We start from the raw sequence: 23,737 nt of genomic DNA, 5'->3' as shown, positions 1-23,737 counted from the left end.
GTTACCGCACCTCCGTGTGGGACAGGACGTGTGCGATCGCCGGGAACCACCGGTCGATCGCGTGGGGGTCGAGGAGCTCCGAGTGCGCGCAGTCGACGGGCACGACGGTGAGCCCGCCCGCGACGTGGTCACGCCACCGCCGCGATGCCGTACCGGCGAACCCCGGTTCGGGCACCGTGGCGTCGACGAAGACGACGTCGCCCGCCACCGGCGCGAGCTCGGCGTCCTCGATCATGTGGTCGCTGGCGAGGTAGGTCTGCACGACGCGCGCGACCTGGTCGTCGTCGAGCACCGCGATCGAGCCGCCGTGGGCGCGCACCACCGCCACCGCGTCCGCCACGGTCATGGCCCCGGCGCGGTCCGCGGGCACCGGGTAGCCGAGTTCGGCGAGCAGGCCCTCGATCGCGGCGGCACCGTCCCAGCGGTCGACGGCGCGCCGCCGGTCGGGCAGGTGGGTGTCGAGCATCGCCAGCAACCCGATCTCCCGCCCGCGCCGGGCCAGCTCGGCCGCCACCTGGTGGGCCACCGCTCCCCCGAACGACCAGCCGATGAGCTGGACCGGGCCCTCCGGGGCGAGGCGGGCCACCTCGTCGGCGTAGCGGCGCACGGTGTCGGCGAGGGTCAGCGGCGCGGTGTCCGGGTGCTGCAGCCGCGGGGACTGCAGGGCGTACAGCGGCACCCCGGCGGGCAGGTGCGCCTTCAGGCCGGCGAACTGCCAACCCAGGCCGCTCGCGGGGTGCACGGCGAACAGCGGGGGCCGCCCCGCGCCCTCGTTCAGCACGAGGACGGGCGCGAGCCCCGCCGCCGGCCCGGCCGGCGCGCCCGCCGCGGTGATCCGCCGGGCCAGCGCGGCCACCGTGGGCGTGGCCATCAGCTCGGCCACCGGCAGCTCGACGTCCAGGTCGCGCCGCAGCGCCGTGGCCAGGCGCACCAGCAGCAGCGAGTGGCCGCCGAGCACGAAGAAGTCGTCGTCGCGGCCGACGCCGTCCAGCCCGAGGACCTCGGCGAAGAGTGCGCAGAGCCGCCGTTCCATTTCCGACTCGACGCCGGACGTGGCGCTCGCCGGGGCGTCGGGCGCCGGGAGGGCCGCGCGGTCGATCTTCCCGTTCGGGGTGAGCGGCAGCGCATCCACGGCCGTGACCACCGACGGCACCATGTAGGCGGGCAGCCGCCGCGCAGCGGCGTCCCGCGCGGCGTGCCCGGCACCGGGCACCCCCTCGACGTGGGCGACGATCCGGTCGCGGTGCACGGCCGCCGCGGCCCGCCGCACGCCGGGAGCGGACTCGAGCGCCGCCTCGATCTCCGCGAGCTCGATGCGGAAGCCGCGCACCTTCACCTGGTGGTCGGTGCGGCCCAGGTACTCCAGGGTGCCGTCGGGGTTGCGGCGCACCAGGTCGCCGGTGCGGTACACCGTGGCCCCGCTCCCGGCCGGGTCGGCGACGAACCGCGCCGCCGTGAGCCCCGGCCGGTTCCGGTAGCCGCGCGCCACCTGCGGTCCCCCGAGGTAGAGCTCGCCGACCACGCCGGGCGGCACCGGCCGCAGCGCCGCGTCCAGCACCTGGGTGGTGGTGCCCGCCATCGGCCGCCCGATCCCGGCCTCCCGGCCCACGTCGGCGCTGGTGGCCCACACGGTGGCCTCGGTGGGCCCGTACATGTTGCGCAGCCCGGCCGCCCGCCGTCCCAGGTCCCGCGCGAGCCGGGGCGGCAGCGCCTCGCCGCCGACGAGCGCGCGGACGGCCGACAGGTCGGGGTCGGCGGCGTCCAGCAACGCCGACCAGAGCGACGGCGTGCCCTGCACCGCGGTGACGCCCTCCGCGCGGAGCACCTCGGCGAGCAGGCGCGGGTCGCGGACCTGGTCGGCCGCGGCGAGCACCACACATGCACCGTGGGCGAGCGGCAGCATCAGCTCGAGCACCGCGATGTCGAACGACAGGGTGGTGACCGCGAGCAGCCGGTCCTCCGGCGTGAGCGGGAGCGCGTCCCGCACGGCCCCGAGGAAGTGGGCCAGGTTGGCGTGCGTCACCACCACGCCCTTGGGGCGGCCGGTCGACCCGGACGTGTAGATCACGTACGCGGCGCCCGCCGGGTCCGGGTCGCGCTCAGGCACCGGGTCGCCACCCAGCTCACCGACGGTCACCAACGCGGCCGCGGAACCGTCGAACAGCCCGCGGGTGCCGTCGTCGACGAGCACCACGGCCGGGTCGGCGTCCTCGACCATGTACCGCAGCCGGTCCGCGGGGAACGCCGGGTCCAGCGGCAGGAACGCGGCCCCGGCCTTCGCGATCCCGAGCAGGGCGACCACCACGTCGGCCGTGCGGGGCAGCGCCAGGCCCACGGTGGTCTCGGGGCCCGCACCGCGTGCGGCGAGGCCCGCGGCCACGGCGTCGGAGGCAGCGTCGAGCCCGGCGTAGGAGAGCGTGGTGGCGCCGAACCGGACCGCCGGGGCGTCCGGGGTGCGCGCGGCCCACTCGGCGAACCGCCGGAACCAGGCGCGGTCCGGGGCGGGGTCAGGCCCGCGCGACCAGCGTGCGATCACCCGCGCGTCGTCGGCGGTGAGCACCTCGAGGGCCGGGTACGGGGCGTCCGGGTGGGCGAGCGCGCTGCGCAGCAGCACCTCGAAGCGGGCGGCCAGCGACCGTGCGGTGGCCGCGTCGCACCGGGACGCGTCGTACTCGACGGACAGCTCCACCGGCCGTCCCTCGCCGGAGTCGACGACGGTGAACGTGAGGTCGACCTTGGGGTCGGCGGTGAACGCCGGGGCGGGCGCCACCGGCAGCCCGAACACCTCGTCGCTGCCCTCGGGGCGGCGGTGGTAGCCCAGCAGCACCTGGAACAGCGGGTTGCGGCCGGGCGCGCGCACCGGGTTGACCGCCTCCACCACCTGCTGGAAGGGCAGGTCGGCGTGGTCGAGCGCGGCCAGCCCGGTCTCCCGCACCCGGTCGAGGACCTGCCGGAACGACGGCGCGCCGGACAGGTCGGTGCGGATGACCACCGTGTTGACGAAGAAGCCGACCAGCTCGTCGAGCGCGGCGTCACCGCGGCCGGAGACCGGGGTGCCCACCGGGATGTCGGTGCCGGCGCCCATCCGCGACAGCAGCACCGCGAGCGCGGCGTGCAGGGCGAGGAACACGCTCGACGACGCCTCGCGCGCCTGCTCCCGCAGCCGGTCGACGAGGTCGGCGTCGAGCTGCACCGTGACGGTGCCCCCTCCGGGGTGGCCGCCGATGTCACCGCCCGTGGGCAGCGCCAGCTCCTGCGGCGCCCCGGCGAGCTGGCGGACCCAGAAGTCGCGCTGGCGCGCGAACCGGCTGGCCGGGTCGTCGGGGGCGCCGAGCAGGTCGCGGTGCCACAGCGCGTAGTCGGCGTACTGCACCGGCAGCGGGGTGAACTCCGGCGCCGCGCCGGCCAGGCGGGCGCGGTAAGCGGCGTCGAGGTCGGCCAAAAGCGGGCGGTCCGACCACTCGTCCACCGCGATGTGGTGCAGCACGAGCACCACCACGGTGTGGCCGGTGTCGGTCTCGCGCACGAGCGCGGCGCGCACCGGGATCTGCGTCGCCAGCGCGAACGGCCGCGCGAGAGCGGCGGCCACCACTGCCTCGGTGTCCCCGCTGGTCACGTCGCGGATCTCGACCTCGGGCACCGCCCGGTCGAGGATCCGCTGCTCCGGGCCGTCGACGATCAGGGTGCGCAGCACCTCGTGCCGGGCGACGACGTCGGCCACGGCCGCGGTGAACGCGTCCGCGTCGAGGGCGCCGCGCACCCGCAGGAGCAGCGGGTAGTGGTAGGCCGCCGAGTCCGGGGCCAGCTCATGCAGCAGCCACAGCCGTTCCTGGGCGGGCGAGAGCGGCAGCCGCGGCGGGCGCGGCACCGGGGTCACCCGGGCGCGCGCCGTGGCCGGGCCGGCGTCCAGGCCGGCGGCGAGCCGTTCCGGGGTGGGGTGGTCGAACAGCTGCCGCAGGGAGACGTCGGCGCCGAGCTCCTCGCGCACGCGCCCGATCAGGCGCGTGGCGAGCAATGAGTGGCCGCCGCGGTCGAAGAAGTCGTCCTCGACGCCGAACTCCTCCTCGCCGAGGGTGGCGGCGAAGAGCGCGCAGAGCGCGCGTTCGGTGCCGGTGGCGGCCTCGCGGCTGCGCACCGCGACGGTGCACGGCGCGGGCAGCGCGGCCACGTCGAGCTTGCCGTTGACGGTGAGCGGCAGCGCGTCGACCACCGCGTACGCGGTGGGCACCTGGTGAGCGGGCATCCGCTCCTTGAGGTGCCGCCGCACGCCGGAGACCAGCCGGTCGGCATCGCCCCGCTCGGCGGGGATCAGGTAGGCGACGAGCCGCTTGCCACCGGCCCCGTCGTCGGCGGCGAGCACCGCGCTGCGGCGCACCCCGGGCGCCGCGGTGACGTGCGCCTCCACCTCCGCAGGCTCCACGCGGTAGCCGCGGATCTTCACCTGGTCGTCGGTGCGGCCGAGGAAGTCGATGTTGCCGTCGGGGCGGACCCGCACCAGGTCGCCGGTGCGGTAGACCCGCTCACCGGAGCCCGTCGGGTCGGCGACGAACCGCTCCGCGGTGAGGCCGGGCCGGTTGAGGTAGCCGCGCGCCATGCCGACACCGGCGATGTAGAGCTCACCCGGCACGCCGGGGGGCACCGGGCGCAGCCACTGGTCCAGCACGAGGGCCCGCGTGTTCCGGATGGGCGTGCCCACGGTGGCGGTGGCGCTGTCGGCGGTGCCGCCGCCGAGCGTGTTGATCGTGTACTCCGTGGGGCCGTACAGGTTGTAGCCGAGCACGCCGTCGGCGTCGCGCAGCGTGGCCCAGAGGCTCTCCGGCACCGCCTCGCCGCCGAGCAGCACGAGCGCGGGCCGGTGCCCGTCGAGCAGGCCCACCTCGACCAGGTGCTGGGCGTAGGTCGGGGTCACGTTCACCACGTCGATCCGGTGGCGTTCGCAGTACTCCACCAGCGCACGTGCGTCGCGGCGCAGGTCCTCGTCGCAGACGTGCACGTGGTGGCCCTCCACCAGCCACAGCAGCTCCTCCCACGACATGTCGAAGGAGAACGACACGGTGTGCGCGATCCGCAGGCCCCGCCCCGCGGCGGCCACCACCGGCCCGAAGATCGCCTCCCGGTGGTTGAGCAGCATGTTCGTGAGCCCGCGGTACGGGGTGACCACGCCCTTCGGGCGGCCGGTCGAGCCGGACGTGTAGATGACGTATGCCGGGTGGTCGAGCCGCCCCGCCCCCACCCGTGAGTGGATACGAGTGCCGGAGCCCTCGTTCCCACTCACGACCTGGCGGGAGTCGTCGATGCGGAGCACCGGGACGTCGCACGTGGAGAAGCGCGGCGCCACGGCCGCGGTGGTGAGCAGCAGCGCCGGGGCGGCGTCGTCGACGATCGTGTGCAGCCGCTCGTCGGGGTGGTCGAGCTCCAGCGGCAGGTAGGCGGCGCCGGTGCGCAGCACCGCGAACAGCGCCACCACCATCTCGGCCGACCGGGGCAGCGCGAGCCCGACGATCGTCTCCGGCCGCGCGCCGTGGGCGATCAGCAGCCGGGCCGTGCGGGAGACCGCGTCGTCCAGCTCCCGGTAGGTCAGCGTGGTGTCGCCGGCCGTGAGCGCGGGCGCGTCGGGCGTCGCGCGGGCCTGCTGTTCGAGGAGCTCGGCGATCGTGAGGTCACCGATCGGGCGCTCGCGGGCGGCGTCGGCCGCCTCCTGCTCCGCCACCTCCGCGGGCGTGCGCACCGGCAGGGCCGCGATCGGCCCGTCGACGTCGCCCGCGAGGTGGTGCAGCAGCCCTTCCAGCCGCCCGAGCAGCGCCGCGGCCGCCGCCTCGTCGACGACGTCGGGCCGGTACTCGAGCTTCACCCACAGCCGCCTGCCCGGCATCACCACCCAGGTCAGCGGGTAGTGCGTGGCGTCGACGCTGCGCACGCCGACGATGCCGTTGCGGGCCTCGAACTCGGAGAAGGTCTCGTCGTCGAGGAAGTTCTGCAGGACGTAGAGGCTGTCGAAGAGCGCGCCCCGGCCGGTGGCGCGCTGGATGTCGCCGAGGCCGAGGTACTCGTGCGGCATCGCGTCGAGGCGGTGCTCCTGCACCTGCCGCATCGTCTGCGCGGGCGTCGCGGCCGGGTCGAGCCGCACGCGGGCGGGCACCGTGTTGAGGAAGACGCCGACGACGTCGTCGATGTCGTCCAGCTCCGTGGGCCGCCCGGCCACCGTGGTGCCGATGACGACGTCGGGGCTGCCCGCCGCGTGCCCCAGCACCACCGCGAGCGCGGTGCTGATCAGGGCGTTCAGCGTGACGCCCGCCGCGCGCACCTGCGCGGTGAGGCGCTCGGTGACCTCCTCGGGGATCTCCACGGAGAGCCGCCGGGCGGGCACCGGCTCGGTACCGAGGGCCTGCGGGTACAGCAGGGTGGGCGCGGGGAGGTCGGCGAACGCCTCCCGCCAGAACGCCGTGGACGCCTCGACGTCCTGGCGGCGCAGCCAGTCGAGGTAGTCGGTGAAGCTGCCCCGCGACGACCGCACCGGCTCGCCGCGGTAGGCGTCGAAGAGCTGGGTGAGCACCAGCTCCCGCGACCAGCCGTCCCACAGCAGCAGGTGGTAGGTGAACAGCAGGTGGTCGCGCCCGTCGCGGCGGTGGATCACCGTGAACCGGGCCAGCGGGGGTTCCCGCAGGTCGAACGGGGTGTGCCGGTCGGCGTCGGTCAGCTCGGCGATGCGCTGCTCGGCCTCGTCGGGATCGAGGTGCGACAGGTCGACCTCGGTCATCCGGCAGCGCAGTCCGCTGCCGACGAACGCCACCGCGCGCCCGTCGGTGAGGGTGCGGAAGCCCAGCCGCGTGGCGGTGTGGGCGGCGAGCACCTGCTCCCAGGCGGCGGCGAGCCGAGCGGCGTCGAGCGGGCGGTCGAAGTCGAACGCGTTCTGCGCCACGTAGACGTCGGCGTCGGCCGCCAGCTCCGACTGGAACCAGATCCCCTCCTGCAGCGGGGACAGCGGCCAGACCTCCTCCGCCGGGTCACCGGTGCCGGCCCCGGCGAGATCGCGCAGTGCCGCGGCGAAGGCGTCGCGCAGGTCGTCGAGGCCGTCCTGCCAGCCGTCGGCGTGGGTGAGCACCACCTCCAGCTCCGGGCCGTCCGGCGTGTCCTCGCAGTATGCGTTGACCTCCAGCAGGTAGGGCGTGCCCATGTCCGGCGAGGGCCCGACGCGCAGAGCGGCGGTTTCCGGCGCGGGGTCCCAGTCCGCCGAGCCGGGTGCGCCGAAGCGCCCGAGGTAGTTGAAGAGCACCTGCGGCTGGCCCAGCCGCGCGAGCGCCGCCGCCGTGCGGGCGTTGCAGTAGCGCAGGAGCCCGTACCCGATCCCGCCGTCGGGGGCGGCGCGCAGCCGGTCGCGCACGGCGCCGACCCGGTCGAGCAGGCCACCGCTGCCGACCGGGAGCCGGACGGGGGCGATGGAGGTGAACCAGCCGACGGTGCGGGACAGGTCGACGTCGCGGGACAGGTCCTCGCGGCCGTGGCGTTCCAGGTCGATCGCGAGGTCGCCGTCGGCGTGCCCGCGGGCCGCCCGCCAGCGGGAGACGGCCTCCCGCAGGCCGGTCACCAGCGTCTCGGTGACGTCGGCCCGCGCGGCGGCCGGCACCGTGGTGAGCAGCGGCAGCGTCTCCTGCACGGTGAGCCGGAACCGGTGCTCGCGGGTGTCACCGACCGTGCGGCCCACCACGACCTCGGCCGGGTCCAGCTCCGCGCCCGGGGCGAGCACGTCGCTCCAGTGCGGGAACTCGGCCAGCCGGGCGTCCTGCGCGGAGGCCTCGTTGAGCACCCGGGCGTAGGTCCGCAGCGACGTCGCGACCGGTTCGAGCGCGGCGCCGTCCCAGGCCGCGCGCACGTCGTCGAGCAGGATCCGCCACGAGACGCCGTCGACGGCGAGGTGGTGCACCACCAGCAGGAGCCGGCCCGGCTCCGCCCCGCGGTCGAAGAACACGGCGGCGACCATCCGGCCCTCGTCGGGGCGCAGCCGGTCGGCCGCGGCGTCGGACTCGACACCCAGCAGCTCGGCGAACGCCTCCTCGTCGAGCGCGCGGGCGTCGACGGCGGTGAACACGCCCTCGGGCAGCTCCCGCACGGTCTCCAGTGCCCAGAGCATCGGCGCGGGCCGCGACAGCCGCAGCCGCAGCGCGTCGTGCCGGCGCAGGAGCGCGGTGACCACGCCACCGACCTGCTCCGCCGTGGCCCCCGGCGGGGTGCGCAGCAGCTCGGACTGGTTGAAGCGGTCGATGCTGCCGCCCAGCTCGGCGAGCCGGTGCACGATCGGTGTGAGCATCACCGAGCCGATCGCGTCCGGGTCCTCCTCGGGGGCCGCGGCGGGCTCCTGCGGGGTACCGAGCGCGGCGAGCGCGGCCGGGGTGCGGTGGGTGAACACGTCGCGCGGGGTGACCCGCAGGCCGAGCCGCTTGATCCGGTTCACCAGCTGCAGCGCGATGATGCTGTCGCCGCCGAGGGTGAAGAAGTCGTCGTCGACGGCGGGGGTGTCCACCCCGAGGACCTCGCCGAACAGCGCCGCCAGCGCCGGGGCCGTGACGCCCTCCGGCGCGGGCGCGGCCGGAGTCTCGGGAGTCGGCGCGACGGGCTCGGCGAGCGCCAGCGCGTCGCGGTCGAGCTTCCCGTTGATGGTCAGCGGCAGGCTCTCGACCACCGTGAACACCGCCGGGACCTCGTGCTCGGGCAGCACGCCCGCCGCGTGCCTGCGCACGGCGTCGAGGTCCAAGTCGATGCCCAGGTCGCCGTCCCGGCCGGCGCGCGCCACCAGGTGCGCCACCAGCCGGGGGCGGCCCTGGGCGTCGTGCTGGACGCTCACCGCGGCACCGTCGACCTCGTCGTGCTGCAGCAGCGCCGCCTCCACCTCGCCGGGCTCGATGCGGAACCCGCGCAGCTTCAGCTGGTGGTCCGAGCGGCCCAGGTAGACCAGCTCCCCGTCCTCGGTCCACCGGGCGAGGTCGCCGCTGCGGTAGAGCCGCTCCCCCGCCGCGAACGGGCTCGCGACGAACCGGGCGGCGGTGAGCCCGGGACGGTCGAGGTAGCCGCGCGCCAGCTGCGCGCCCGCCACGTAGATCTCCCCCGTGACGCCGGGGGGCACCGGCTGCAGGTACCGGTCGAGCAGGTGCACGGTGAGCCCCGCCAACGGCACGCCGACCACGCTGTCGGCCCGCGCCGCGTCCGCGCGGTGCAGCACCCGCACCGTGACGTGCACGCAGGTCTCGGTGATCCCGTACATGTTCACCAGTTGCGGCGCTCTGTCGCCGTGGCGGTCGAACCACGGCGCGAGCCTGCGCAGGTCCAGCGCCTCGCCGCCGAACACGACGTAGCGCAGCGCGAGCGGTGCCGTGTCCTGCTGGTCTGCGCTGTCCCGGTCGGCGGCGATCAGGGAGGAGAACGCCGACGGCGTCTGGTTGAGCACGGTGACGCCCTCGCGCGCCAGCAGGGCGCGGAACCGCTCCGGGTCGCGCGCCACGTCGTGGTCGACGACGACGAGCCGCCCGCCGTGCAACAGCGGGCCCCAGATCTCCCACACCGAGAAGTCGAAGGCGTAGGAGTGGAACAGCGTCCACACGTCGCCGGGCCCGAACCGCAGATCGGCCGCGGCGCCCGCGAACAGCGCGTTGACCCCGCGGTGCGGCACGGCGACGCCCTTGGGGCGGCCGGTGGAGCCCGAGGTGTAGATGACGTACGCGTCGGCCTCCGCGGGCGTCGCGACGTCCACCGGACCGGCGGCCGGGAGGTCGGCGTCGAGGCGGAGCACGGGCGGGCCGTCGGCGGGCAGCACCGGCACCGTGTCGGCCACGGCCAGCACGCAGCCGGGCGCAGCGTCGCCGAGGATGTAGGCGATGCGGGCGAGCGGGGAACCCGGGTCGATCGGCACGTAGCAGCCGCCCGCCTTGAGCACGCCGAGGATCGCGACGATCAGGTCGGCCGAGCGCGGCAGCACCACCGCCACCCGCGACCCGGGCGCCACCCCCTGCGCGGCGAGCCGGTGGGCGAGCGCGTCGGAGCGGGCATCGAGCTCGGCGTAGCGCAGCTCGGTGCCCCGGTGGCGCACGGCCACCGCGTCGGGGTGGGTGCGGGCGACCTCGCGGAAGCGCTCGTGCAGCGGCCGGTCGTCGACGGGTTCCGCCGCGCGCGCGACGGCGGGCGCGGCACCCGTGCGCAGCCCGGCCACCGGGAGGGCGGGGTCGTCGGCGAACTGCTCGAGCAGCGACGCCATCGCCGCGACGAGCCCCCGGGCGAACCCGGCGTCGACCAGCCCCGTGTCATAGGTGATCTTGAGGCGGAGCCGCTCCTCCGGGTGCACCACGAGCGCCACCGGGTAGTGCGCGGCGTCGGTGCCGTCGATCCACTCCGCGGTCGGGAGTCCGTCGGCGGGGGCCTGCGGCTCGGGGACGGCGAAGTTCTCGACCACCACGATCGTGTCGAACAGCTCGCCCACACCGGCGACCCGCGCCAGCTCCACGAGGCCGACGTGCTGGTGGTCGAGCACCGCGAGCTGCTGGTCCTGCAGCCGGGCGAGGACGTCCCGGAACGGCTCGCCCGCCGTCCACGCCATCGGCACCGGCAGCGTGTTGATCATCGGGCCGACGATCTCCTCGACGCCGGGCGTGGTGCCCGCGCGCCCCGACACCGTGGACCCGAACACCACGCGGTCCCGGCCGAGCGCGCGGCCCAGCAGCAGGCCCCACGCGCCGTGGGCCACGGTGGACAGCGTGACCCCGGCCGCCCGGGCCCGCTCGGCGAGCCGGGCCGTGGCCTGCGCCGACAGCTCGTGCTGCACGTCGGCGTGCCGGGTGACCCCGGCGCCCCGGGGCGCGTCCACCAGCTTCGTGGGGCCGTCAACGCCGGCGAGCACCCCGGCCCAGACCTCCCGCGACGCGGCCGCGTCCCGGGAGGCGAGCTGCGCGACGTGGTCGGCGAAGGTGACCGCGGGCGAGGGGAGGTCGGCGCGGCCGGTCTGCGCGAGCTGCCGGTAGGCGGTCATGAGGTCGTCGAACATCAGCGGGTAGGACCAGCCGTCGGCCAGCAGGTGGTGCATGGTCTGCACCAGGTGGTGCCGGTCGTCGTCGAGCGTCACCAGCGTGTAGCGCAGCAGCGGCGGCGCCGTGAGGTCGAAGACCGTGCCGAACCGCTCGGCCGCCACCGCGGCGGCGTCGGCGGGCCGGTCGACCACCTCCCAGTCCGGGGTCGCCTCGCCGGCGATCACCTGCACCACCCGGCCGTCCGCGAGCTCCCGGAAGCAGGCGCGCAGCACCGGGTGCCGCGCCACCACCGCCTCCACCGCACGGCGCAGGAGGGCCGGATCGACCGGGCCGCGCAGCTCGAGGACGTGCTGGATCACGTACGGGTCGCGGCCGGTGCTCTGCACCGTGTCGACGGAGGTGCTCTGCACCGCGTCGACGGAGGTGCTCTGCACCGCGTCGACGGAGGTGCTCTGCACCGAGTGGAAGTACATCCCCTGCTGCAGCGGCAGCAGCGGGAGCACGTCGACGGGCCCGCCGGGCACCGCGGCCTCCAGTTCGGCGACGTCGTCGACCGACAGCCGCACGAGCGGGAAGTCCGACGGGGTGTGCCCGGCCAGCTCGGCCGCACCGGCGACGGCGCGCAGCGCCTGCTCCCAGAACGCGGCGAGCTGCTCGATCTCGACCCGCGTCATGATGCCGGTGGGCCAGGTCAGCATCGCGGAGAACTCGGGGCCGGCCGCGGTGTCGTGCGAGATCGCGTTGACCGACAGGGCCCGCACCTCGGAGCTCGGGTCCACGCCCTCGCCGAGCGCGTCGTAGTCGGCGACCGGCTCCCAGTCGGCCCCGGCCCCGGTGCCGAACCGGCCGAGGTAGTTGAACAGGATCTGCGGCTCGGCGTCGGGCAGCTCGACCTCGGCGTCGAGGTCGTTCAGCACGCCGTGGCCGATGCCGCGGTCGGGCACCCGCAGCTGGTCCTTCACCGCCTTGACGGCGCGGACCAGGCCCGGGCCGCCCGCGACGACGTCGCCCCAGTCCGGCGTGCCCGGGTCGAGGCGCACCGGGTGCAGCGAGGTGAACCACCCGACCGTCCGGGACAGGTCGAGCGGGCCCTCGGTCTCGAACGGCTCGGGCTCGCGGCCGTGGCCCTCCAGGCTGAGCAGCACCGCGGACGTGCGGGCCCGGCCCCGCACGCGACGCCAGTGCGCCAGGGCGAGCCCGAACGCGCCCAGCAGCACGTCGTTGACCCCGCCGAAGATCGCGGCCGGCACCGACGACAGGAGCGGGCCGGTGACGTCGGCGGGCAGGCGCAGCGTGACCGTGTCGGTGGTGGCGGCCACGTCGACCGCCGGGTCGAGCGGCCGGGAACCGAGGTCCGGGTCGGGGGTGCTCGCGATCTCGCGCCAGTACCCGGCCTGGTCGCGGAAGTCGCCGCGGTCGGCGGCCGCGCGCATCCGATGCGCCCAGGTGCGGAACGACGTGGGCACGTCGTCGAGCTGCGGTCGGCGGCCCTCCCGCACGGCGGCCCAGGCCTGGGCGAGGTCGGCGGTGAGGATGCGCCAGGACACGCCGTCGACCACCAGGTGGTGCACCACGAGCAGCAGGCACCCCGCGCCGGAACCGGGGTCGCGGAACCAGTGGGCGCGCACCATCGTGCCGCCGCGGGCGTCCAGTGCCGCGGCCGCGGCGCGGGTGGCCGCCGCCATCTCCTCCGGGCTCGGGCGGCCGGCGCGCTCGGTGACCTCCAGCAGGCGGGCGACGTCCGTGCCGCCCGGTTCGGGCACCCACAGCTGCCAGGCGCCGCCGGTACCGACCGCATCGACGCGGGCCCGTAGCAGGTCGTGGCGCTCCAGGAGCGCGCCGAGCACCTCCAGCAGCTGGTGGCGGGTCATCCCGGCCGGGGTGCGGACCACCGTGGACTGGAAGAAGTTCTCCAGCGGCATCCGCTCGAACGCCGCCAGGATCGGGGTGTTGGGCACCGCGCCCACGCCGGGGTCGCGCACCTCGCGCGGCCGGTCGGCGGACACGGCCAACCCGGCCGCCATCGCCTGCACCGTGCGCTTGCGGAACACGTCGCGCGGCGCGAGGTCGAGGCCCGCCTTGCGGGCGCGGCCGCACAGGGTGATCGAGGAGATGCTGTCGCCACCGAGGGCGAAGAAGTCCTCGTCGACCCCCACCTCGCCCGCCTCGAGCCCGATCACCGACGCGACGATCCCGGCGAGCACCCGCTCGGCCTCGGTGCCCGGCGCCCGCCCGCCGGCGCGCGCCACCGGCCGCGGCTCGGGCAGCGCCGCAGCGTCGAGCTTGCCGTTGACGGTGAGCGGCAGGTCGTCCACGACGCCGTAGAGGGTGGGCACCATGTAGTCGGGCAGCACCCTGGCCAGCGCGTCCTGCATCGCCGTCGGCAGCGCGTCCCGGTCGGCCCCCGTGTCGGGCACCACGTACGCCGCGAGCCGCTTGACCTCGCCGTCCGTGCGGACGACCACCGCCACCCTGCGCACCCCGGGCTGCGCGGCGACCACGGACTCGACCTCGCCGAGCTCCACGCGGTAGCCGCGGATCTTGACCTGGTCGTCGGTACGGCCGAGGAAGTCGAGGTTGCCGTCGGGGCGGCGGCGCACGAGGTCGCCGGTGCGGTACATGCGCCCGCCCGGCGTCCACGGGTCGGCGACGAACCGCTCCGCCGTGAGCGCGGGCCGGTCCAGGTAGCCGCGGGCCAGGCCGGCACCCGCGATGTACAGCTCCCCCACCACGCCGGCGTCCACCGGCCGCAGCCAGCCATCGAGCACGTGGGCGCGGGTGTTGGCGATCGGGCGCCCCACCGTGGACGTGGTGCTCTCCCGGGTGCCCGCGCCGAGGGTGTTGATCGTGTACTCGGTGGGGCCGTACAGGTTGTAGCCCAGCGAGTCGCTCTCGCGCAGCGTGGTCCACAGGCTGTCGGGCACCGCCTCCCCGCCGAGCAGCATCAGCGCCAGGGGGTGGCGGGTGACCAGCCCCTCCTCGACGAGGACCTGGGCGTAGGTCGGCGTCACGTTCACGACGTCGATGCCGTGGCGCTCGCAGTAGGCCACGAGCGCCCGCGCGTCGCGGCGCAGCTCCTCGTCGCAGACGTGGATCTCGTGCCCCTCGACGAGCCAGAGCAGCTCCTCCCACGACATGTCGAAGGAGAACGACACGGTGTGCGCGATGCGCAGACGCCGGCCGCCCGCCGCGACCACCGTCGGGTCGAAGATCTCCCGGCGGTGGTTGAGCTGCATGTTCGTGAGGCCGCGGTACGGGGTGACCACGCCCTTGGGGCGGCCGGTGGAGCCGGAGGTGTAGATGACGTAGGCGGGGTGGTCGAGGCGGGCCAGGTCGCCGCCGCCGAACGGGGCGGGCGCGGTGGCCGGGTACCCGTCGAGGTCGAGCGCGTCCAGCTCGGTGACCGGGGCGGGCGCGCCGGGGAACCGCGACGCCACGGCTGAGGTCGACAGCAGCAGCATCGGCCGGGCGTCGGCGATCATGCCCGCCAGCCGCTCGTCCGGGTGCTCCAGGTCCAGCGGCAGGTAGGCGGCGCCGGTGCGCAGCACCGCGAACAGGGCCACCACCATGTCGGTGGACCGCGGCAGGGCCAGCCCGACGATGCGTTCGGGGCCCGCGCCCGCCGCCAGCAGGTGGTGGGCGAGCCGGTTGACGCGCGCGTCGAGCTCCGCGTAGGTGAGCCGGGTGTCGCCGCACACCAGCGCGGTCTCCGCCGGCACGGCCGCGGCGCGCTGGGCGAGCAGGTCGGCGATCGTCTCCGACCCGATCGGCCGGACGGTCCGGTCGAACTCCGCGTGCAGTGCTGTGCGGTCCGCGGGCGTCTGCAGATCCAGCTCACCGGTGCGCGGCCCGAGGTCCTCGGCCAGCTCCAGCAACACCTGCTCGAGCCGCGCGAGCAAGGTGGCCGCGGTCTCCCGCGGCACCACGTCGCCGCGGTACTCCAGCTTGATCCACAGCCGTTCGCCCGGGTACACCACCCACGTGAGCGGGTAGTGGGTGGAGTCGACGCCCGCAGCCGAGACGATGCCGTGCTCGTGCTCAAGGTCGGTGAACGTCTCGTCGTCGACGAAGTTCTGCAGGACGTACAGGTTGTCGAACAGCTGTCCACGGCCCACCGCACGCTGCACGTCGCCGAGCCCGAGGTACTCGTGGGGCATCATCGCGGCGCGCTGCTCGTGCATGGCGCGCACGGCGTCGGCCATGGTGGCGCGCGGGTCGAGCCGCACGCGGGCCGGGATGGTGTTGAGGAAGACGCCCACCACCGACTCGATGCCCTCGACCTCGGTGGGCCGCCCCGCCACCGTCATGCCGAACACCACGTCGTCGGTGCCCGCGGCGTGGCCGAGCACCAGCCCGAGCGCCGTGCCGACCACCGAGTTCAAGGTGACGCCGATCGCGCGGGCCTGCGCGGACAGCCGGGCCGTGGTCTCCGGGGTGAGCTCCACCGACAGCCGGGTGGCGATCACCGGGTCGGTGCCGATCGCCTCCGGGAAGAGGATGGTCGGCTCGCCGAGGTCGGCGAACGCCTGCGCCCACGCGGCCGCCGCCGCCTCGTCGTCCTGCTCGGCCAGCCAGGCCAGGTAGTCGGGGAACCGACCGGCGGGCGGCGCGAGCGGGGTGGCGCCGCGGCGCACGGCCGCGTAGGCGCCGAAGAGCCTGCGCAGCACGAGCTCGCGCGACCAGCCGTCCCACAGGATGAGGTGGCGGGTGAGCAGCAGCCGGTCGCGGTCGGCGCCGCGCAGCACGGTGAGGCGCAGCAGCGGCGGGCGCACGAGGTCGAACGGCGTGCGCCGGTCGGCCGCCATGATCGCCTCGGTGCGCGCGGCGCGCTCCTCGGCCGTGAGTCCAGACAGGTCGATCTCGGTCACGGCGGGTTCGAGCCGCCCGGCGAGGACGGCCACCGGGCGGTCCAGCCCGGCGTCGGTGAACCCGAGCCGCAGCGCCGGGTTCTGCTCCAGCAGCAGCGCGCACGCCGCGGTGAGCGCGTCGACATCGAGCCGGGTGTCGAAGTCGAAGGCGTCCTGCGCGAGGTAGACGTCGCCCTCGCCGGCGATGCGGGACTGGAAGAACAGACCCTCCTGCAGGGGCGACAGCGGCCAGACGTCCGCCACCGGCACCGGGTTCGACGCCTCGATCGCCTCCACGTCGTCCTGGGAGAGGTCGACGAGCGGGAAGTCCGACGGCGTGTGCCCGCGCAGCTGCGCGCTCCCGGCGAGCGCGCGCAGCGCCTCCGCCCAGAGCGCCGCCAGCCCGCCCACCTCGTCGGGGCCGAGGATGCCGGTGGGCCAGGTCAGCGTGGCCCGCCCGTCCCCCATGACGTTGATCTCGAGGGCGTCCACCGGGGAGCGGGGGTCCAGCCCCGACCCGACGGTGGTGAAGCCCCAGTCCTCATCGGGGCCGCCACCGCTGCGGCCGCGGTAGTTGACCACGATCTGCGGGGTGACCGCGGGCAGGCCGGCCTCCTCGTCGAGGAAGCGCAGCACGCCGTAGCCGATGCCGGCCGAGGGCACCCGAAGCTGTTCCTTCACGCGCTTCGCCGCCCGGGCCAGCTGCGCGCCGTCGGCCCAGGAGACATCGCCCGGGTCGAGGCGCACCGGGTGGATGCTGGTGAACGACCCCACGGTGCGCGACAGGTCGGCGTGCCCGTCGAACAGGTCGCCCTCCCGGCCGTGGCCCTTCACCCGCAGCAGCACCGCCGAGCCCGCGTCGATCCCGCGGTCGCGCCGCCACCGCTGCAGCGCGAGGGCGAACCCGGCGAGCAGGAGGTCGTCCACACCGCCGTGGATCGCCCGGGACAGGGTGCCGAACACCGCACCGGGCAGCTCGACGTCGAGCGAGGCAGTGGTGGCGTCGACGTCCACCGCGGGGTCGAGCGGGCGGTGGCCCAGGAGCGGGTCGGGGGTGCTCACCACGTGGCGCCAGTGGTCGAGCTCGGCGCGGAAGCGCCCGTCGGCGGCGGCCTGCCGCAGGGTCTGCGCCCACGTCCGGTACGAGGTGCCGACCGGCTCGAGGTCGGGCTCGCGCCCCTCGGTGAGCGCCTGCCAGGCGACCGCGAGGTCGGCGGTGAGGATGCGCCAGGACACCCCGTCGACGACGAGGTGGTGCGCCACCAGCAGCAGCCGGCCCGCCTCCCGGAACCAGTGCGCCCGCAGCATGATCCCGCGCTCCGGGTCGAGCTGGGCGGCCGCGTCCCGGGTGGCCCGCTCGACGGTCTCCACCGTCGGGACGTCCGCCGACTCGCCCACCACCCCCGTGAGTGGATACGGGTGCTCCGGCACTCGTATCCACTCACGACCGGTGACCTGCGCGCGCAGCATCGGGTGCCGTTCGACGACGGCGGCCAGGATGCGCTCCAGATCGGCGCGGGTGAGCGCCGCGGGCGTGCGCACCAGCATCGACTGGAAGAAGTTCTCGAGCGGGATGCCGTCGGCGGCGACCTCCGCCATCACGGGCGTGAGCGGCACCTCCCCCACGCCGTCGTCGGTCTCCGGCACAGGCGCCGGTTCCGCCCCGAGGCCGGCGGCGAGCGCCTCGACGGTGCGCAGCCGGAAGATGTCGCGCGGGGTGACCCGCAGCCCGGCGCGCCGCGCGCGCCCGGACACCGCGATCGAGGTGATGCTGTCGCCGCCGAGGGCGAAGAAGTCGTCGTCGATGCCGACCCGGTCGAGCCCGAGCGCGTCGGCGAACAGGCCACAGAGCCGGGCCTCCCGCTCGGTGCGCGGCCCGCGGTCGGACACGAGCCCGGAGAAGTCCGGGTCGGGCAGCGCGGCCCGGTCGAGCTTGCCGTTCGGGGTGAGCGGGAACGCGTCCAGCGCCACGACGATCGCGGGCACCATGTGCTCGGGCAGCTCCCGCGCCACCCGCTCCCGCAGCTCCTGCGGGTCGGCGGTGCCGCCCACGTAGGCGACGAGCCGGCCGTCGCGCACCACCACGACCGCGCGGGACACGCCGCCTGCGGCCACGAGGGCGGCCTCGATCTCCCCCGGTTCGATGCGGAAACCGCGCACCTGCACCTGGTGGTCGCTGCGGCCGAGGACCTCCAGCACGCCGGTGGCGTCCCAGCGGGCGAGGTCGCCGCTGCGGTACATCCGCTGCCCAGGGACGAACGGGTCGGCGACGAACCGCTCGGCGGTGAGGCCGGGCCGGTTCAGGTAGCCGTGCGCCAGCTGCACGCCCGCGAGGTACAGCTCGCCCGCCACCCCGGGCGGCACCGGGCGCAGCGCGGCGTCGAGCACGTACAGCCGGGTGTTGGCCACGGGGCGCCCGACCGGCACCGACCGGCCGGGCGGCCGCTCCGCGGTGTCCCAGGCCGTGACGTCGATGGCGGCCTCGGTGGGGCCGTAGACGTTGTGCAGCTCGGTGCCGGCCAGTTCGGTGATGCCGCGGAACCGGGCGACGACGTCGGCGGGTAGCGCCTCGCCACCGCAGATCACGCGCCGCAGCGAGGTGCACCGGCGCACGGCGGGCTCCTCGAGGAACACCGCGAACATCGACGGCACGAACTGGGCGGTGGTGACACCATGGGCCCGGATCAGCTCGGCGAGGTAGGCGGCGTCCTTGTGCCCCTCGGGCCGCGCGATCACCACGGTGGCGCCCGACATCAGCGGCCAGAACAGCTCGCGCAGCGACGCGTCGAAGCTCGACGGGGTCTTCAGCAGGGTCGGTTCGCCCGGCTCGAGCCGGTAGCGCTCCTGCATCCAGGTGAGGAAGTTGGCGGCGGCACCGTGGGGCACCACCACGCCCTTCGGGCGGCCGGTGGAGCCGGAGGTGTAGATGACGTACGCCGGGTCGGCGGGCGTGACCGGCACGTCGGGGTCGGACGCGTCCCCGTCGACGGGGAAGGCCGCCGGGTCGTCGATCACGTGGGCCGGGCGCGCGTCGTCGAGCATGAACGCGATCCGCTCGGCCGGGTAGCCGGGGTCGACGGGCAGGTACGCCGCGCCCGCCTTGTGCACCGCGTACAGGGCCACGAGGAGCTCGATCGAGCGCTCCAGCACCACGGCGACCACCGAGCCACGGGTGACGCCCCGGGCGATGAGGCTGCGGGCCAGCCGGTTGGCCCGCGCGTTCAGCTCGCCGTAGGTCACCGACTCGCCCTCGAACACCAGCGCGGTGGTGTCCGGGGTGCGGGCCGCCCAGTGCTCGAAGGCGCTGCGCAGGGTGGATGCGCCCAGGTCGTGGCCGGTGTCGGTGAACGTGCCGAGCACCAGCGCCCGCTCGTCCGGATCGGTGAGCTCCAGCCGGCCGACGGCCACGGTGGGGTCGGCCACCAGCTGCTGCAGGACCTGCCCGACCTGCCGCAGCAGCCGCGCCGCCGTGCCCACCTCGACGAGCCCGACGTCGTACTTCAGCTCCAGGCGCAGCCGGTCGCCGGGGAAGGCCACCAGCGACACCGGGTAGTGCGAGAACGTGGTGGAGGTGAACCCGCGCACCGACAGGCCCTCGTCGGCCGGGCCGTAGACCTCGGGGAAGTTCTCGACGATCACGAGCGTGTCGAACAGGGTGCGCAGGCCGCGCGACCGGGTGAGCTCCGCCAGCCCGGCGTGCTGGTGGTCGAGCACGGCGGCCTGCTCGTCCTGCAGGCGGCGCACCACGGCGCCGACGGGCTCGTGCTTCGCCCACGACATCGGCACCGGCACGGTGTTGATCAGCAGGCCGACCACGGAGTCGACGCCCGGCACGGACTGCCCGGCCCGTCCGGACACCGTGGAGCCGAAGACCACCGAGTCGTCGCCGAGGGTGCGCCCCAGCAGCACGCCCCAGGCGGCGTGCAGCACGGTGCTGACGGTGACCCCGAGGTCGCGGGCGGTGCGGGCGAGAGCGGTCGTCTGCTCGGCCGGAAGCACGTCGGCGACGATGCGGTGCGCGCCCACCGCCGCGCCCGGGTCGGCGTCGACGAGCAGGGTGGGCTCGTCCACACCGGCCAGCGCCTGCGCCCACACCGCGCTCGTCTCCCGCGCGTCGGTGGCGGCGAGGGCGGCGATGTGCCGGCCCAGCGCCACGGCGGGCACGCCGCGCGGCGTGCCGCGGTAGGCGTCGACGACGTCGTTGAACATCAGCGGGTACGACCAGCCGTCGGCGATGATGTGGTGCATCGTCTGCACCAGCCGGTGGTCGGTGGGGGTCAGCGACACCACGCTGTAGCGCAGCAGCGGCGGTTGGGCCAGGTTGAACGGCCGGGCCCGGTCGGCGGCGGCCACCCGCTCCAGCTCGGCCAGGGCCTCGGCGTACGGGCGGTCGCCGAGGTCGACCACCCTCCAGTCGAGCTCGACGCGCCCGCTGATCACCTGGACGATCCGCCCGTCGGCGAGGTCGCGGAACCCGGCGCGCAGGGCGGGGTGGCGCTCGACCATCACGGCCACCGCGTCGCGCAGCGCGTGCGGGTCGAGCGGGCCGGAGAGCTCGGCGATCTGCTGGATGCGGTAGGTGTCGACCGAGTCGTCCCCGTAGCGCGCGTGGAAGTACATGCCCTGCTGCAGGGGAAGCAGCGGCAGCACGTCCTGCAGGCCGGGCACCGCGCGTTCCAGCTCGGCCACGTCGGCGGCGTCGAGCGCGACGTGCGGGAAGTCCGACGGCGTGTGCCCCGCGACGGTCTCGTCGCCTGCGATGGCGCCGAGCAGCTCCACCCAGCGCCGGGCCAACGCCGCCACCTCGTGCTCGTCGAGCACGGCGGCGGGCCAGCTGAACCGCGCCGACAGCTGCGGCCCGTCGGCGGTGTCGACGGTGACGGCGTTGACCTCGAGGGCGCGCGGCAGCGGCATCCGCGGGTCGCGGTCCTCGCCGACCTCCGCTCCGGCGGCGAAGCGGCCCAGGTAGTTGAACAGCACGGACGGTGCCGCCGCGAGGTCCGGCGCACCCGCGAGGTAGCGCAGCGCGCCGTAGCTCAGGCCGGCGCGGGGCACCGCCCGCAGCTGCTCCTTGATCCCCTTCACCACCGCGGCCGGCCCGCCCGCCGGGACATCGAGGGCGACCGGGTAGAGCGTGGTGAACCAGCCGACGGTGCGGGAGAGGTCGATGTCGCCCCGCAGCAGCTCGGCCTCCCGGCCGTGCCCCTCCATCTCCAGCAGCAGCCGTGAGCCGCCGCCGCGCCACTCGACCACCGCCTGGGCGAGCGCCGCCACCAGCGCGTCGTTCACGCCGCCGTGGATCGCGGCGGGCACCCTGCCCAGCAGCGGGGCGGTGAGCGCGGCCGGCAGGGTGACGGTGAGCTCCCGCTCGGTGGCCACGGTGTCGACGGCCGGGTCGAGCGGGCGCCGCCCGAGCGGCGGGTTCGGCGCGGCGGCCGCCTCGCGCCAGAACGGGAGGTCGTCGTCGAACGCCCCCGCCCGGGTGGCGTCGGCGAGCGCGTGCGCCCATTCGCGGAAGGAGGCCGACCGGTCCGGGGTGCGCCCCCCGTGCAGCGCCTCCAGGTCCTCGGCGAGGATCCGCAGCGAGACGCCGTCGACCACCACGTGGTGGACCACCACCACGATCCGGCCCGGCCGTTCCCCGGCGCCGTGCAGCCACACGAACTCGGCCATCCGGCCCGCGGCGGCGTCGAGCCGCGCCGCCGCGGCGGCGGTCTCACGGCGGACGAGCACGTCGAGCGGGTCGCCCGCGCCCGGCCGGACGTGCGTGATCGACGGTGGCGGCACCTCGGCGGGCACGGTGACGGCGGGCCGCCCGTCGGCGCCGGTGGTGACGACGGCCCGCAGCACGTCGTGGTGGCGCAGCAGCGCCGCGGCCACCGCCGTGAGCCCGTCGGGGGTGAGCCCGGCCGGCTCGGGCACGACGATGGACTGGTAGAAGCCCTGCGAGGGCCCGGTCTCCCACAGCCACTCGATCACCGGGGTGGCCGGCAGCGCGCCCACCGCCTCGACGGCCGCGGCCGGCTCGGCGGCCCCGGCCTCGGCTTCAGCCGCCGCGAGCGCGAGCGCCTCCGGGGTGCGCAGCGCGAAGACGTCGCGCGGCCGCAGCGCGAGCCCGGCGCGCCGCGCCCGGCTGACCACGCCGATCGCCACGATGCTGTCGCCGCCGAGCGCGAAGAAGTCCTCGTCGGCGCCCACCTCTGGCAGCCCGAGCACCTCGGCGAAGATCGCGCACAGCGCGTGCTCGCGCGGGGTGCGCGCGGGCCGTCCGGCGGTGCGCTCCGCCCGCTGCCGCGGTTCCGGCAGCGCCCTCCGGTCGACCTTGCCGTTCGGGGTGAGCGGGAAGGAGTCGAGCACGGTGACGGTGGTGGGCACCATGTACTCGGGCAGGCGGTCGGAGCACCAGGCGCGCAGGTCGTCCTCGGTGGCCGACTCCGGCGCGAGGGCGTAGCCGGCGAGGTAGGTCGCGCCTGCCGCGTTCTCCCGCGCCACCACCACGGCCTGCCGCACCGCCGGGTGCGTGGCCAGCGCCGCCTCGACCTCCTCGAGCTCGAGGCGCATGCCGCGGATCTTCACCTGGTTGTCGGCGCGGCCCAGGAACTCCAGCGACCCGTCGGCGTGCCACCGCGCCAGGTCGCCCGTGCGGTAGAGGCGCGACCCGTCGTCCGCGAACGGGTTGGCGACGAACCGGGACGCCGTGAGTCCCGGCGCGCCGACGTAGCCGCGGCCCAGCAGGAACCCGCCCGCGTACAGCTCGCCGCCGACGCCGACCGGCACCGGGCGCAGGTGCTCGTCGAGCACGTAGAGCTGCGTGTACGGGTTGGGCCGCCCGATCGAGGTGGCGATCCGCTCGGCGTCGTCGCGGTAGATGACGTGCGAGACGCCGATCGTGGCCTCGGCGGGGCCGTACCCGTGGTAGAGCGTGGTGCCCAGCTGGTGGCGGAACCGCTCGAACAGCTCCGGGGTGAGCACCTCCCCGCCGCACCAGACGTGCTTCAGCCCGTCGAGCTTCGCGGTGCCGCGCGCCATCTCCAGCAGCACGTCGAGCATCGAGGAGACCAGGTAGACGAAGGTGACGCCCTCGGTGGCGATGAGGTCGAGCAGGTACTGCGGGTCGCGGTCGCCGCCCGGTTCGGCGACCACCACGTAGCCGCCGCTGACCAGCGGCAGCAGGATCTCGTTCACCGAGATGTCGAACGACAGGGGCGCCTTGAACAGGGCCGCGTCCCCCGGGCCGAAGTGCAGGATCTCCTCCACCTGCCACTGCAGGCGGTTGCAGATCGCCTCGTGCCGGATCATGGCGCCCTTGGGCCGCCCGGTGGACCCCGACGTGAACATGACGTACGCGAGCCGCTGCGGCTCGATCCGCACCTCGGGCCGCCCGGCGGGCAGGTGCGCGTAGTCCCACGCGTCGAGGTCGACCACCGCGGCCGGGCGCATCGGCTCGTCCCCGGCCGCGCCGGTGACGGCCAGCACCGCACCGGCGTCGTCGAGGACCTGGCGGCGGCGCTCGCGGGGCCACTGCGGGTCGACGGGTACGAACGCGCCACCCGCCACCATGATCGCCAGGACCGAGACGACCATCTCCGGCGACCGCGGGAGGTGCACGGCCACGACCTGCTCCGCGGTGAGCCCGCGCTCGAGCAGGTGGTGGGCGAGCTGGTGGACGCGCCCGGCCAGCTCCGCATAGGTGAGCTGCGCGCCGCCGGCCACGAGGGCCAGCGCGTCGGGGTGGGCCTGCACCGCGCGGTCGAACATCTCGGCGACCGTGGTGGTGCTCGACGGCGACGTGGAGTCGTTCCACTCGGCCAGTGCCTCGAGCCGTTCGACCAGGGTGTCGCGCTCGACGGTCATACCAGTCCCACCAGGTCCTCTCGGGAA

General features: G+C 75.5%; 1 protein-coding gene. It reads right to left on the bottom strand.

Annotated features, from left to right (window positions below):
• Position 1: 1 nt before the first annotated feature.
• Complete coding sequence (locus ACFPL3_RS23405; RefSeq protein ID WP_379589645.1) at positions 2-23,710, bottom strand: non-ribosomal peptide synthase/polyketide synthase; 23,709 nt, start codon at positions 23,708-23,710, stop codon at positions 2-4.
• Between the last annotated feature and the right edge of the window lie 27 nt (positions 23,711-23,737).

The sequence above is a fragment of the Pseudonocardia zijingensis genome, assembly GCF_042657305.1.
In the GTDB taxonomy this organism is placed as follows: Bacteria; Actinomycetota; Actinomycetes; order Mycobacteriales; family Pseudonocardiaceae; genus Pseudonocardia; species Pseudonocardia zijingensis.
The sequence above is the reverse complement of the archived record's forward strand: the minus strand, read 5'-3'. Positions and strand labels throughout refer to the sequence as shown.